At 66.0% G+C, this 12,588-nt stretch carries 11 protein-coding genes; 9 read left to right on the forward strand and 2 right to left on the reverse strand.

All coding sequences use genetic code 11. From position 1 onward, the window contains the following. Nucleotides 1-3: 3 nt before the first annotated feature. Entirely contained in the window at nt 4-3,171 is a 3,168-nt protein-coding gene (locus ACUTAG_RS14605; protein ID WP_446650222.1) for an autotransporter domain-containing protein, read from the forward strand. Between the two features lie 48 nt (nt 3,172-3,219). Here the strand turns inward: ACUTAG_RS14605 and ACUTAG_RS14610 are convergent, their stop codons facing one another. Beyond that, nucleotides 3,220-4,152, reverse strand: a complete 933-nt coding sequence (locus tag ACUTAG_RS14610) for a LysR substrate-binding domain-containing protein (protein ID WP_006389526.1) — start codon at nt 4,150-4,152, stop codon at nt 3,220-3,222. Between the two features lie 171 nt (nt 4,153-4,323). On the opposite strand from ACUTAG_RS14610, the gene ACUTAG_RS14615 reads away from it, so the two are divergent. The 6 genes from ACUTAG_RS14615 to ACUTAG_RS14640 all read left to right on the forward strand — a co-directional run bounded on the left by ACUTAG_RS14615 (nt 4,324) and on the right by ACUTAG_RS14640 (nt 9,583). Then, nucleotides 4,324-5,232 (forward strand): amino acid ABC transporter substrate-binding protein, encoded by a 909-nt coding sequence (locus tag ACUTAG_RS14615; protein WP_006389525.1) that lies wholly within the window; start codon nt 4,324-4,326, stop codon nt 5,230-5,232. Nucleotides 5,233-5,336: 104 nt separating this feature from the next. Then, the gene (locus tag ACUTAG_RS14620) at nt 5,337-6,089 is read left to right on the forward strand and encodes an amino acid ABC transporter permease (RefSeq protein WP_024067312.1); all 753 of its coding nucleotides are present in this window, start codon (nt 5,337-5,339) and stop codon (nt 6,087-6,089) included. Nucleotides 6,090-6,097: 8 nt separating this feature from the next. Next, complete coding sequence (locus ACUTAG_RS14625) at nt 6,098-6,787, forward strand: amino acid ABC transporter permease (RefSeq protein ID WP_006389523.1); 690 nt, start codon at nt 6,098-6,100, stop codon at nt 6,785-6,787. Between the two features lie 51 nt (nt 6,788-6,838). Beyond that, the gene (locus ACUTAG_RS14630) at nt 6,839-7,573 is read left to right on the forward strand and encodes an amino acid ABC transporter ATP-binding protein (RefSeq protein ID WP_006389522.1); all 735 of its coding nucleotides are present in this window, start codon (nt 6,839-6,841) and stop codon (nt 7,571-7,573) included. Nucleotides 7,574-7,578: 5 nt separating this feature from the next. Then, a complete protein-coding gene (locus ACUTAG_RS14635) occupies nt 7,579-8,637 on the forward strand; it encodes a threonine aldolase family protein (protein ID WP_006389521.1) in 1,059 nt (352 codons plus the stop codon). A 40-nt stretch (nt 8,638-8,677) separates the two neighbouring features. Beyond that, nucleotides 8,678-9,583, forward strand: a complete 906-nt coding sequence (locus tag ACUTAG_RS14640) for an EamA family transporter (RefSeq protein WP_006389520.1) — start codon at nt 8,678-8,680, stop codon at nt 9,581-9,583. Between the two features lie 96 nt (nt 9,584-9,679). On the opposite strand, the gene ACUTAG_RS14645 is transcribed toward ACUTAG_RS14640, so the two are convergent. Next, nucleotides 9,680-9,964 carry an acylphosphatase gene (locus tag ACUTAG_RS14645; protein WP_006389519.1) on the reverse strand — a complete coding sequence of 95 codons (285 nt, stop codon included), beginning with the start codon at nt 9,962-9,964 and terminating at the stop codon, nt 9,680-9,682. 161 nt (nt 9,965-10,125) lie between these two features. Here ACUTAG_RS14645 and ACUTAG_RS14650 point away from each other — a divergent pair, with 161 nt between their 5' ends. Further along, the gene (locus ACUTAG_RS14650) at nt 10,126-11,022 is read left to right on the forward strand and encodes a phytanoyl-CoA dioxygenase family protein (protein WP_047992363.1); all 897 of its coding nucleotides are present in this window, start codon (nt 10,126-10,128) and stop codon (nt 11,020-11,022) included. A gap of 209 nt (nt 11,023-11,231) precedes the next feature. After that, a complete protein-coding gene (locus tag ACUTAG_RS14655; protein ID WP_058665493.1) occupies nt 11,232-12,395 on the forward strand; it encodes an alpha-hydroxy acid oxidase in 1,164 nt (387 codons plus the stop codon). Nucleotides 12,396-12,588: the final 193 nt, after the last annotated feature.

Consider the following 12,588-nt stretch of genomic DNA (forward strand, 5'->3'; position numbering starts at 1 on the left):
TTTATGGACCGTGCATCTGCGGTAGCATTCGTTCGCTCGTTAAATACCGACCATCTTTCTGAACGCCTCGCCGGGAATCCCAAGGGGATATTCGGCCCTGCCCTCAACAAAGACATGATAACGATGAAAAGAACGGCGCAATTCCCCGGATTCACTTTTACGACATCACGCGTTTTGCGCTCGTCACGCGCGATACCGGCCAAGCTGCGTCAGTTGACCGCGGCCTTGTTCGCCTGCGGCATTGGCGGCGCATTATTGCTCAACCCCCTGCCGGCGAGCGCGATCATTATCGGACCCAGCGGCGCGACGATTGCCGTCCCCGATCCGGCGTCCTTTGGCCCGGGGAATATCGAGTTTCAAGGCGGCACGCTCGAGGTTACGGCCGACTCCGCCTTCATGCCTTCCTATGATGATCAGCAGTTGTTGGTGGGATCTGCCGGCGGCACGTTGGCGGTCGCGAACGGCAAGACGCTGGAATTGAATACGGGCATTCGCGTGCAGGATGGTGTTTTCCGCTTTGGCAATGCTGCCAATGCCGGAACGATTGTGGTGGGTAACCTGCCTTGGGCCCAAGTATCTCGCACATCGGAAATCCATTTCGACGCCGGCACGGTGAGAAATACCGCCGGCACATATGGCATAGGCCCGCTCCTGTACGGCGCCCAGACGGTTTCGATTGCCGCGGGGGCCACGCTGGATCTGAACGGTGGTTCAGCGACATTCCGGAATCTGCAGGGCGCCGGCCAACTCGAGATGGGCTCGGGAGCTCTGTCTGTCATGGTGCTCGAGGGCAATTTCTCTGGCGCGATTGGCGGCTCCCGGCAGTTGGAGAAAACCGGCACTGGCACGCTGGTGCTCAGCGGAATCAATACCTATACGGGGGGTACGCGCATCGATCAGGGCGGCGTGCTGAGCGTTTCCCGTGATGCCAATCTGGGGAATGCCAGCGGCAGTGTCTACATCAACGGGGAAACGTCAAAACTCCAGGTAACCGGGACGACTTTTACGCAGACCGGGCGCAGCATTCAGCTGGGCCCCCTTGGGGGCGTTATTGAGATAGTGGATGCCGCCAATCGCCTTGCTCTTACCGGCGCCGTCAGCGGGACTGGGAGTCTGGCCAAGACCGGCGCGGGCACGCTCGTGCTTGCCAACAGTGGCAATAGCTATCGCGATACGTACGTCTGGGGCGGCACGCTGGAGGGCAGTACCGAGACGCTCCGTGGCGATATCCTGAATACCGCGACGGTGGTGTTCGACCAACATGGCGACGGAACCTTCGCTGGCAATATCACCGGCTCCGGAAGGATCGTCAAAACGGGCGCCGGCATGTTGCGCTTGAGCAACCAGAACTCCGCGCAACAGTGGAAGATACAGCAAGGGGGGGTCATCTTCTCGGCCAATTACATTGGCTTGTTGCCGATAGAGATCGACGCTGGCGCGACCATGGTCTATGACACCAATGACCTGGGTGCCTATCACGGCCCATTGAGCGGCAGCGGCCTGTTCAGCAAGCGGGGATCCGGAGAGGTGCTGCTGTATGGCGACAGCTCCGCCTTCGCGGGCCACACACGCGTGGAGGCCGGCAGACTGGTGGTCATGCGGGAAGCCTTTCTGGGCGGCACGCTCGAGATCGCCAACGGCGCCACGCTGGAAGGACAGGGCACCGTGGGCACGACAACCATCGCCGCGGGTGGTGCGGTTGAAACGGGTTGGCAATATCGCACCCTGACCGTGCAAGGCGACCTGACCATGCAGCCCGGTTCGATATTTCGCGTGAAGGCCTATCCGGCGCCCACATCCATCACCAGCGACCGTATCGTAGTTCGAGGAACCGCCAATCTCGGCGGTTCGGTGGTGCACGTCGGGCCCGCAGGCAATTTCTCGCCGGCCCAGGTCTACACGATCCTGACCGCTGACAGAATCAATGGCACCTTCGAGCAGGCGACTTCGGATTACGCGTATCTCGATCCGACGCTGGGCTACACGGACAAGGCCGTAACGCTTCGCCTGGAGCGGCGCGCCGGCGGTTTCGCCAGTGCGGCCCAGACTGGCAACCAGCGCAATGTCGCTGAAGCGCTGGAGCTGCTGCCGGACGCCAATCCGTTGCGTCAGTACGTATTGACCTTGCCGACCGGCGCGCCGGCCGGGGTCTTCGACAATCTGTCGGGCGAGGCCCATGCCAGCGTGGTGTCCAGCCTGGCAGCTTCCGGCACCGGAGTGCGCAACGTCTCGTTCAAGCATCTGCGCGCCAATATGGGCGCGGGCCTGCTGCCCGGGGCACCGACGGCGCAGGCAGGGTCGGATCTGCCTATGTCGGCCTTGCCGTCATCAGCCGCCCGGCCCGCCTGGGCGGAGGTGGTCGGCAGTTGGCAAACCTTCAACGGCGATGGCAATGCAAGCCGGGTCACGCAGAATACGGGTGGTGTCTTCGTCGGCGCGGATGGCGCCGTCGGTGGCGGATGGCGGGTGGGGGGCGCACTGGGCTTCACCGATGGCCGCATCAAGGTGGACGACCGTGCATCCAAGGCCAGTGTAAGCGGTTACACCGCCCTGCTCTACGGCGGGCGTAGCGTGGCCGCCGGCGCTGGAAAACTGAACCTGCTGCTGGGCGCTGCGTATACGTGGAACGATATCGGCACGGAACGCCAGGTCGTCGTGGCCGGCGCCGGCCAGAAGCTTACCGCCGACTATGGCGCGGGCAATAGCCAATTGTTTACCGAACTGGGCTATGCCATGGCCGCCGGTCAACGCAGCCAGATCGAACCGTTCGTGGGGCTGGCGTGGAGCAATCTGCGCACGAAAGGCTTTACGGAGTCCGGCGGGTCGGCTGCCCTGACCGGGCAGAAGGACAGCACCACGTTGACCACAAGCTCTCTCGGGCTACGTGGCATGACGGATTTTTCGCTGGGCAAGGCCGAGGGCAGGTTGGTGGCGGCCGGCGGATGGCGCCGCGCCTTCGGCGATCTGAACCCCGATGCTCGTCTGGCGTTCGATGGTGGCCAGGTTTTCACCGTGGCCGGCACGCCGATTGCCCGTAACGTCGGATTTGGCGAGGTGAGCCTGGATCTGGCCGTTTCGCGGTCGGCGAGCGTGACGCTCGCCTACAGCGGCCAATTCGGCGCGGGCAACCGCGATCACAGCGGCTCCCTGGGCGTGCGCTGGCGCTACTGACCGGGTCGTGGCAAGGCAGGGGGGCCCCCCTCTGCCTTGCCAGCCTCTTTACCGTCCCGGCCGCGCTTTCAGGTCCGCCATTTCCTCCTGCATCAGCTGGTGCGCATAGCGCGAGAACACGCTCACCAGCCGGGTGCGGGTATGGTACGGCGGGTACAGCAGCGCCACCGTGACCGGCACCGCCGGGCTGAAGGGGCGGACCTCGACGCCGTTGGCCTCGTATTCCTCGCGCGCGGCCAGCGGATTGATCAGCGCCACGCCCAGGCCGGCGCCGACCAGAGCACAGACGGATGAACCCAGGCCGGCCTCGGCCACCGTCTGGCGCTCGACCTTGGCGGCCTTGAAGACCGCGTCGATCTTTTCGCGCAGCGGCGTGGCGCTGGGGAAGGCGATGAAGGGTTCGCCGGCGAAATCGGCGGGCTTGAGCTTTTTCAGCTTGGTCAGCCGGTGGCCCTTGGGCAGCACCGCCACGCAGTTCATGGTCAGCACCGGCTCGACCTGGATGCCGGGGCTGTCGCCCGACAGCATGGCCAGGCCGGTGTCGCAGAAGCCCGAGCTGATCCAGTTGTGCACGGCGCTGGCGTTGCCGGAATGGATCGAGACCATGACGTCCGGGTATTCGGTCTTGAACGCGGCCACGATGCGCGCCAGCAGGCCGCCGGCCAGGCGCGGCATGGCCGCCACGCTCAGGCGGCTGGCGCTGAACGAGCGGATGCTGGCCGCCGCCGATTCCAGGCCGGCCAGGCCGATGAAGGTTTTTTCAACCTCTTGAAAGAAGCGCGACCCATCCTGCGTGGGGGTCAGGCGGCTGCCATTGCGATCGAACAGGGGAAACTGGGTGATTGCTTCCAATTGCGCGATTAAGCGGCTAACGTGCGGCTGCGAGGTATGCACTCGGCGCGCCGCCGCCGTCATGGATCCGGTCATCATGACGGCCCGGAAAGCTTCGATGTGTCGCAAGCCCATTCGTGTAATGGCCATATCAAATCCGTATAGAGGAATACCCGATTGGAACTGGATAAAACCATAACGCTAGTTGATACTTTTTGCCAGCCGCGGGGCTCATCGCGGGACGCGGCGGGCCGCCTGCAATCCGGCACCGCTGTTCGTGAACATAAACACGCGCCGCACGATCGGCGCCAAGGGAATACGATGAAAGCACTTGCCGCGATTTCGGTCGCCGCTGCCCTGTTCGGCAGCGCCGCCGCCCACGCCGAAGGCCCCAGCCGCCTGGACAAGATCCGCGATACCGGCGTGATCACCATCGGCCATCCCGAGACCTCGGTCCCGTTCGCCTACCTGGACGGCAACCAGAAGCCGATCGGCTACACCGTCGAGATCTGCCAGGAAATCGCCCAGCACATCAAGACCGCCCTCAAGCTGCCCAAGCTGGACGTGCGCTACAACCCGACCACGTCGGCCACGCGCATCCCGCTGCTGGCCAACGGCACCATCGACCTGGAGTGCGGCAACACCACCAACAACCTGGAACGCCACAAGCTGGTGTCGTTCGCGCCCACCACGTTCGTGGCGCAGGTGGTGCTGGTGGCGCGCAAGGATGGCGGCGTCGATCCCAACAACCTGGCGTCGTTCCGTGGCAAGACCATCGCCGCGCAGGCCGGCGGCCAGACCTTCAAGCTGATTTCGCGCCTGAACGCCGAGGGCAACCTGGGCATCAGCATGGCACCCACCAAGGATACGGCGGAAACGCTGCTGATGGTGGAATCCGGCCGCGCCGCCGGGTCGGCCAACGATGACGGCATCGCCTATGGCGTGGTGGCCTCGTCCAAGAATCCGGACGTGTTCGTGATCGGCACCAAGGGCCTGGAGCTGGCGCCCTACGGCATCATGCAGCCCAAGGACGACCCGGCCTTCAAGAAGGTGGTGGACGACGCCGTGCTCGACATGATGAAGAGCGGCCGCGTCGCAGCGATCTACGACAAGTACTTCAATTCGCCGATCCCGCCCAAGCAGATCAACCTGAAGTACCCGATGAGCGACGCGCTCAAGCGCGCGCTGGCGCATCCGACCGACTCCGGCGATCCCAAGGCCTACGAGTAAGCCGGCATGCCGCGGCGCTCCATGACGGGGCCGCCGCGGCGCCGCGCGATCCAGGGCGCCGCCCGCCGGCGCCTTTTTCTTTCGTTGTCCACAGGTCCTGAAGCATGAACTACAACTGGAGCTGGAGCATCTTCCTGGAGATGTCGCCCGACGGCGTGCATACCTTCCTGGAGACGATCCTGATCGGCGTGGGCTGGACCCTGGCGCTGGCCCTGACGGCATGGGTGTTTTCGCTGTTGCTGGGGTCGTGCCTGGGCGTGATGCGCACCGCCTCGTCGCGCCTGGCCAATGCCATCGGCGCGACCTATGTCGAGATTTTCCGCAACGTGCCGCTGTTGGTGCAGATGTTCCTGTGGTATTTCGTGCTGCCCGAGCTGTTGCCGCACGCCTGGGGGCTGGCCATGAAGCAGATGCCGCAGCCCTGGGGCCAATTCCTGCCGGCGGTGTTGTGCCTGGGCTTCTATGGCTCGGCGCGGGTGGCCGAGCAGCTGCGCGCGGGCATCCAGTCACTGCCGCGCGGCCAGTTCCAGGCGGGCACGGCGCTGGGGCTGACCGAGACGCAGGTGTACCGCTACATCATCCTGCCCGAGGCCTATCGCATCGTGCTGCCGCCCCTGACTTCGGAGTTCATGGGCACGATCAAGTATTCGTCGGTGGCGCTGACCATCGGTCTGCTGGAACTGACCGGCCAGACGCGCTCGATGGCGGAGTTCAGCTTCCATATCTTCGAGGCCTTCACCGCCGCGACCGTGATCTACCTGATCCTGAACGGCATCGTGGTGCTGGGCATGCGCCTGCTTGAACGCCATGTGGCGGTCCCCGGCCTGATCGGCGCGGCGGCCAGGAACGGGCGCTAGGAATCGACATGGGCAAATTCGATTTCGACGTCATCGGCAGCGCGCTGCCGTACCTGTTCCAGACCGGCATGACGTTCACGCTGACCCTGACGCTGCTGGCGGCGGTGATGGGGCTGGCGCTGGGCACGGTGCTGGCCATGATGCGGCTGTCGCGCTTCCGGATCCTGTCGGTGCCGGCGGGCATCTACGTGAACGTGATGCGTTCGGTGCCGCTGCTGCTGGTGATCTTCTGGTTCTATTTCCTGGTGCCCTACATCGCCGCCTGGATCGTGGGTTCGCCCACGCCGCTGCGGGTGGGCGCGTTCAACTCGGCGGTGGTCACGTTCACGCTGTTCGAGGCCGCGTACTTCTGCGAGATCATGCGCGCCGGCATCCAGTCGATCGCGCGCGGCCAGGTATCGGCCAGCATGGCGCTGGGCCTGAACCACTGGCAGGGCATGCGCTACGTGATCCTGCCGCAGGCGATTCGCAACATGGTGCCGGCGCTGCTGACGCGGGTCATCATCCTGTTCCAGGACACCTCGCTGGTGTATGTGCTGTCGCTGACCGACTTCCTGGGCGCGGCCGCCAAGATCGGCCAGCGCGATGGCCGGCTGGTGGAACTCTATCTCTTCGTGGCGGTGGTGTATTTCGTGATCTGCTTCACGGCATCCCGTCTGGTCAAACGGCTGGAAAAGCGCGTGCGGGTGCTGCGCTAGGCGCCCAGGTTATCCACAGGTCCAACGATGCAACTCTCTTCGAAACCCCCGATGATCGAGATCAAGCAGGTCAGCAAATGGTATGGCGATTTCCAGGTACTGGATGATTGCAGCACCACCGTTGGCCGCGGCGAGGTGGTGGTGGTGTGCGGCCCCTCCGGCTCGGGCAAGTCGACGCTGATCAAGACCGTGAACGCGCTCGAACCCTTCCAGAAGGGCGAGATCGTGGTCAACGGCATCCAGGTGGGCGATCCGCGCACCAACCTGCCCAAGCTGCGTTCGGTGGCCGGCATGGTGTTCCAGCACTTCGAGCTGTTCCCGCACCTGTCGGTGACCGAGAACCTGTGCCTGGGCCAGGTCAAGGTGCTCAAGCGCGGCAAGGACGAGGCCCGCGCCCGCGCGCTGGCGCTGCTGGAGCGGGTCGGCCTGTCGGCGCACAAGGACAAGCATCCGGGCGAGCTGTCCGGCGGCCAGCAGCAGCGCGTGGCGATCGCCCGCGCCCTGTCGATGGACCCGGTGGTGATGCTGTTCGACGAGCCGACCTCGGCGCTGGACCCGGAGATGGTCAACGAAGTGCTGGACGTGATGACCGACCTGGCCGGCGAAGGCATGACCATGATGGTGGTGACCCATGAAATGGGATTCGCCCGCCGCGTCGCCGACCGGGTGATTTTCATGGACGGCGGCAAGATCGTCGAGGACTGCCCGAAAGCGGCCTTCTTCGACGATGTCGAGGCGCGCGCGCCGCGCACGCGCCAGTTTCTTTCCAAAATTCTGCAGCACTGATCGTTATGACCCAGCGGATTTCCGTCGACTCCTCCAGCGCACTCGTCGACCTGCGCAGCGACACGGTGACCCACCCCACCGCCGCCATGTACGAGCGCATGCGCACCGCCCCGATCGGTGACGACGGGCTCGACGGCGACCCCAGCGTGCGCGCGCTGGAGGCCCACGTGGCGGCGCGCCTGGGCAAGGAAGCCGGACTGTTCGTGCCCAGTTGCACCATGGCCAACCTGCTGGCCGTGCTGGCGCAGACCCAGCGCAACGAGCAGGTGGTGCTGGAGTCCGCCGCGCACATGTACACGTCCGAGCGCGGCGCCGCCACTTTCACCGGCCTGTTCTACCAGGGCGTGCCGGGCACCGATGGCGCCATGGACCTGAACCGCCTGGAAGACGCGATGCAATCCGGCGGCCACAAGCTCAAGACCGCGCTGGTGGCGATGGAAACCTCGCACAACAACGCTGGTGGCGCGGTGCTGCCGCTGGACCACATGCAGGCGGTCCATGGCATGGCGCAGGCCTGCGGCGTGCCGGTACACCTGGACGGCGCGCGTCTGTTCAACGCCGCCGTCGCGCTGGGCGTGGCGCCGGCCGAGATCACGCGCCACGCCGACACGGTGTCGCTGTGCCTGTCCAAAGGGCTGAGCGCGCCGGTGGGCGCGGTGCTGACCGGCACGCGCCCGGTGATGGCGCGCGCCCGCATGCTGCGCCGCATGTTGGGCGGTACCCAGCGGCAGGCCGGCATCATGGCCGCGGCCGGGCTGGAAGGCGTGCAGACCATGGGCGACCGGCTGGTCGAAGACCACGCGCGCGCCCGTCGCCTGAGCGACGGCCTGAACCGCCTGGACCCGTCCTTGTCGGCGACGGTGCCGCAGACCAACATCGTGCAGGTCGAAACCGCCGATACCGGCATGACCAATGCCCATTGGGTCACGGCGCTGGAAAGCGCGGGGCTGCTGACGCGTCCGTGGGGCCGCACGCGGTTGCGCTGCGTGACGCACCGCCATATCGACGACGAGGATATCGACCGCGCCATCGAGGCCTTCAAAAAGGTGCTGGCAAGCCGCTGAATCGGCGTTTTTCGGGGGCGGGCGATGCGATAATGCAGGGATGTCCGCTACCCACCTCTCCAAGAAAGATTATCTCTGCGCGCTGGCGGTAGTGGTGATCTGGGGCCTGAACTTCGTCGTCATGAAGATCGGCCTCAAAGGCCTCTCGCCCATGATGCTGGGGGCCTTGCGATTCGCCCTGGCGGCGTTCCCCCTCATCCTCTTCGTACGGCCGCCGCGCCTGCCGTGGCGCTGGATCGCGGCCTACGGGCTGGTGCAGGGCCTGGGCCAGTTCGGCCTGCTGTTCACGGCCCTCAAGTTCGGCATGCCGGCGGGCATGGCCTCGCTGGTGATCCAGACCCAGGCGTTCTTCACCTTGTTGCTGGCCGCGCCGATGCTGCGCGAGCGCGCCCGGCCGCATCACTGGGCCGGGTTGGCGGTGGCCGCGCTGGGCCTGGCGGTGATTGCCGCCGGCCGGGGCGAAGGGCCGGGGCAGATGACCATGGTGGGTTTCGTGCTGACGCTGGGCGCCGCGTTCATGTGGGCGGTGTCCAATATCATCGTGCGGCTGGCCAGCCGCAAGGCGCCCGGCTACGATCCATTCGCCTTCATCGCCTGGAGCAGCGCCGCGCCGGTGCTGCCCTTCCTGGCGCTGGCGGTGATGGCCGACGGCTGGGACGCGGTGGCGGCCATGATCCTGGGCATCGGCTGGGGCGAGGCGCTGTCGGTGCTGTACCTGGCGGTGCTGGCGACCTTGCTGGCCTATACGCTGTGGACGCAGCTGCTGACGCGCCATCCGGCCGCCAAGATCGCGCCGTTCTCGCTGCTGGTGCCGGTGGTGGGCCTGTGGGCCGCGTCCGCGGCCTTCGACGAGCATCTGCGGCCGCTGCAATGGGCGGGCGCGGGCTGCGTGCTGGCGGGCCTGGTCATCAACCAGGTCGGCGGGCGCTGGCTGCGCAACCGCTGACGGCGTTGCGCGGGTCCCCTGCCGCGCCGCTCACGCGGCGGCCCTCATTCTTTCTCGCTCCGTCATTTGGATGAGCGGCGCGTCCGTCGCGGCGCGCTACAGCTGTTCGAAATGCGCGTAGCGCTTGTCGGTGTATTCGCGGCGCGTGACCATTTCGGTGACCTCGGCCCCTGGCGGGCCGCGCCGCAACCATTCCAGCATGTGGTCCACCTGGTCGGGCGTGCCCTGCACCAGGGCTTCGACCGTGCCATCCAGCATGTTCTGCACCCAGCCGCGCGCGCCCAGCAGATGCGCGCGCCTGACGGCCGCGTGGCGATAGCCCACGCCTTGCACGGTGCCGCTGACGGTGACATGGACGGTTTCGATATGGGTGTCTTGCATTGAAAATCCTTCGGATGATGCGCCGCGGCGCGCCGGTGCATTAGACGCTTCCGGCTACAGCGGATGATCGATAGGCCCCCCGGGCATCGAAGCGATACGTTAGAGCACATGTCAAAACGTGCCAACGGGAACGCCCGCAAGCAAAGCTTGGAGAAGCCATTATGGAAGAGACCAGTTTGTTGTCGGAAGCAGAAACAGCGCGCTACAGGGAACAGGGCTACCTGGCCCTGCAAGATATGTGCCCACAGGACGAGGTGGGCTATATCCGGCGCACGCTGCTGGAATTGTTCGCGAACAAGACCGGCTACAACGAGGGGGCGCAATACGACTTCATCAGCCGCGACGACCCGTCCAAGCCGGCCAAGTTTCCCAGTCTGCACGATCCGCGCCATTATGCCCCGGGCCTGCTGAAGACCGCCTATCACGAGCGCACGCTGGAGCTGGCGCGCCAGCTGCTGGGCGAGGACGCCGCGCTGTATGGCGAGCACGCGCTGCTCAAGCCGGCGTTGGTCGGACCCGAGACGCCGTGGCACCAGGACGAGGCATTCCGTTCGCCGGACTTCGTCTACAACGAGTTGAGCATCTGGCTGGCGCTGCAACCGGCGACGCTGGAGAACGGCTGCATGCAGTTCATTCCGGGATCGAACAAGGGCGAGGTGCTGGAGCACCGCTCGCCCGGCGGCGACAAGACGCTGCATCCGCTGGAATGCTGCGCTGACTTTCCGCGCGACCAGGCGGTGCCCGAGCCGCTGCAACCCGGCGGCTGCACCGTGCACGATGCGCGCACGCTGCATTTCACCGGCGCAAACACCTCGCCGCAGCCGCGCCTGGCGTACATCCTGATCTACAACACGCCGCCGGTCTACAAGCCGGGGCGGCGCGAATTTCCGTGGCTCGAAGGCCGCTGGACCGACAGCCAGACCCGCAAGAAGGAATGGCATCGCCGCGGCGGCCTGGCGGTGGACGTGATGCGGCGCCTGCCGGGGGCGCGCCTGACCAGCCCGCGCTGGGTGGCGTGGGCCACGATACGGGCGGTCAGCAAGGTCTGGCCGAGGTAGCGGTCGGCACACAGTGGCCGTGAAAGCGGTCGCGACGAATGGGGGACACGGGGCCGGCAAGGGACGCTTGCCGGCCCCGGCGCGTATACTGGGCGGCGCCGCGGGGCCTTGCCGCCCGGCGTGGACGGCGGGCGCCCTGGTCGGCGCAGCGGGTTCGCGCGGGGCCGGTCGCCGCGCAATCGCGTTCCACTTTCCCCAGAAAAACAACCATGACCGCTGACCTCTCCACGATCACCTGCATCGAAGACCTGCGCGCGATTGCGCGCAAGCGCGTGCCGCGCATGTTCTACGACTACGCCGATTCGGGCGCCTGGACGGAAGGCACCTACCGCGCCAACGAAAGCGATTTTCAGAAGATCAAGCTGCGCCAGCGCGTGGCGGTGAACATGGAAGGCCGCTCGCTGCGCACCACACTGGTGGGCCAGGAGGCGGTGATGCCGCTGGCGATTTCGCCGACGGGCCTGACCGGCATGCAGCATGCCGATGGCGAGATCCTGGCGGCCAAGGCGGCGGCCGATTTCGGCGTGCCGTTCACGCTGTCGACCATGAGCATCTGCTCGCTGGAAGACGTGGCCGCGGCCACCGGCAAGCCGTTCTGGTTCCAGCTCTACGTGATGCGCGACCGTGAGTTCGTCGGCGACCTGATCGACCGCGCCAAGGCCGCCGGCTGCTCGGCGCTGGTGCTGACGCTGGACCTGCAGATCCTGGGTCAGCGCCACAAGGACATCAAGAACGGGCTGTCGACGCCGCCCAAGCCGACGATCCGCAATCTCATCAACCTGGCGACCAAGCCGCGCTGGTGCCTGGGCATGCTGGGCACCAAGCGCCGCACCTTCGGCAACATCGTCGGCCACGCCAAGGGCGTGAGCGACCTGTCGTCGCTGTCGTCGTGGACGGCCGAGCAGTTCGATCCGCGGTTGAGCTGGGACGATGTGGAATGGATCAAGCAGCGCTGGGGCGGCAAGCTGATCATCAAGGGCATCCTGGATGTCGAGGATGCGCAGCTGGCGGCCAATAGCGGCGCGGATGCGCTGATCGTCAGCAACCACGGCGGGCGCCAGCTCGATGGCGCGATGTCCTCGATCGCGGCGCTGCCGTCGATCGCGGATGCGGTGGGGTCGAAGATCGAAGTGTGGATGGATGGGGGCGTGCGCTCGGGGCAGGACATCCTCAAGGCGGTGGCGCTGGGCGCGCGCGGCGCGATGATCGGGCGGGCGTTCCTTTACGGCCTGGGCGCATATGGGCAGGCGGGCGTCAAGCGCGTGCTGGAGATCCTGTACAAGGAAATGGATACGACGATGGCGCTTTGCGGAAGGCGCAGTATCGAAGTCGGGGATCGGAGTATCTTGTTGCCGGGGACTTATCCCGTTTGAGCGTTTCTCTGATCGGCTGGAAGCCGGTGGGTCGCTGTTGCGGCTTGCCGGCTTTTTGTTTTTTGCTTGCGGGGGTTGTGCTTCGTAGGTCGGCCGGCGCGGCGAGGGGCGGGCGGGGCGCGCCTACGATTGCGGTCCGGAGCGTTCGCTCCGGACTGCCCCTGCGTCATCCTCGTTGCCGCCTGCGGCGGCT

The organism is Achromobacter sp. CSND-B12 (assembly GCF_052906545.1).

Excerpts from the sequence above, each read along its gene's own strand:
- ACUTAG_RS14605 (WP_446650222.1), top strand. The coding sequence starts at position 4 with ATGGACCGTGCATCTGCGGTAGCATTCGTTCGCTCGTTAAATACCGAC.
- ACUTAG_RS14610 (WP_006389526.1), bottom strand. The coding sequence starts at position 4,152 with ATGGCCATTACACGAATGGGCTTGCGACACATCGAAGCTTTCCGGGCC.
- ACUTAG_RS14645 (WP_006389519.1), bottom strand. The coding sequence starts at position 9,964 with ATGCAAGACACCCATATCGAAACCGTCCATGTCACCGTCAGCGGCACC.
- ACUTAG_RS14630 (WP_006389522.1), top strand. The coding sequence starts at position 6,839 with ATGATCGAGATCAAGCAGGTCAGCAAATGGTATGGCGATTTCCAGGTA.
- ACUTAG_RS14620 (WP_024067312.1), top strand. The coding sequence starts at position 5,337 with ATGAACTACAACTGGAGCTGGAGCATCTTCCTGGAGATGTCGCCCGAC.
- ACUTAG_RS14635 (WP_006389521.1), top strand. The coding sequence starts at position 7,579 with ATGACCCAGCGGATTTCCGTCGACTCCTCCAGCGCACTCGTCGACCTG.
- ACUTAG_RS14625 (WP_006389523.1), top strand. The coding sequence starts at position 6,098 with ATGGGCAAATTCGATTTCGACGTCATCGGCAGCGCGCTGCCGTACCTG.
- ACUTAG_RS14615 (WP_006389525.1), top strand. The coding sequence starts at position 4,324 with ATGAAAGCACTTGCCGCGATTTCGGTCGCCGCTGCCCTGTTCGGCAGC.
- ACUTAG_RS14655 (WP_058665493.1), top strand. The coding sequence starts at position 11,232 with ATGACCGCTGACCTCTCCACGATCACCTGCATCGAAGACCTGCGCGCG.
- ACUTAG_RS14640 (WP_006389520.1), top strand. The coding sequence starts at position 8,678 with ATGTCCGCTACCCACCTCTCCAAGAAAGATTATCTCTGCGCGCTGGCG.
- ACUTAG_RS14650 (WP_047992363.1), top strand. The coding sequence starts at position 10,126 with ATGGAAGAGACCAGTTTGTTGTCGGAAGCAGAAACAGCGCGCTACAGG.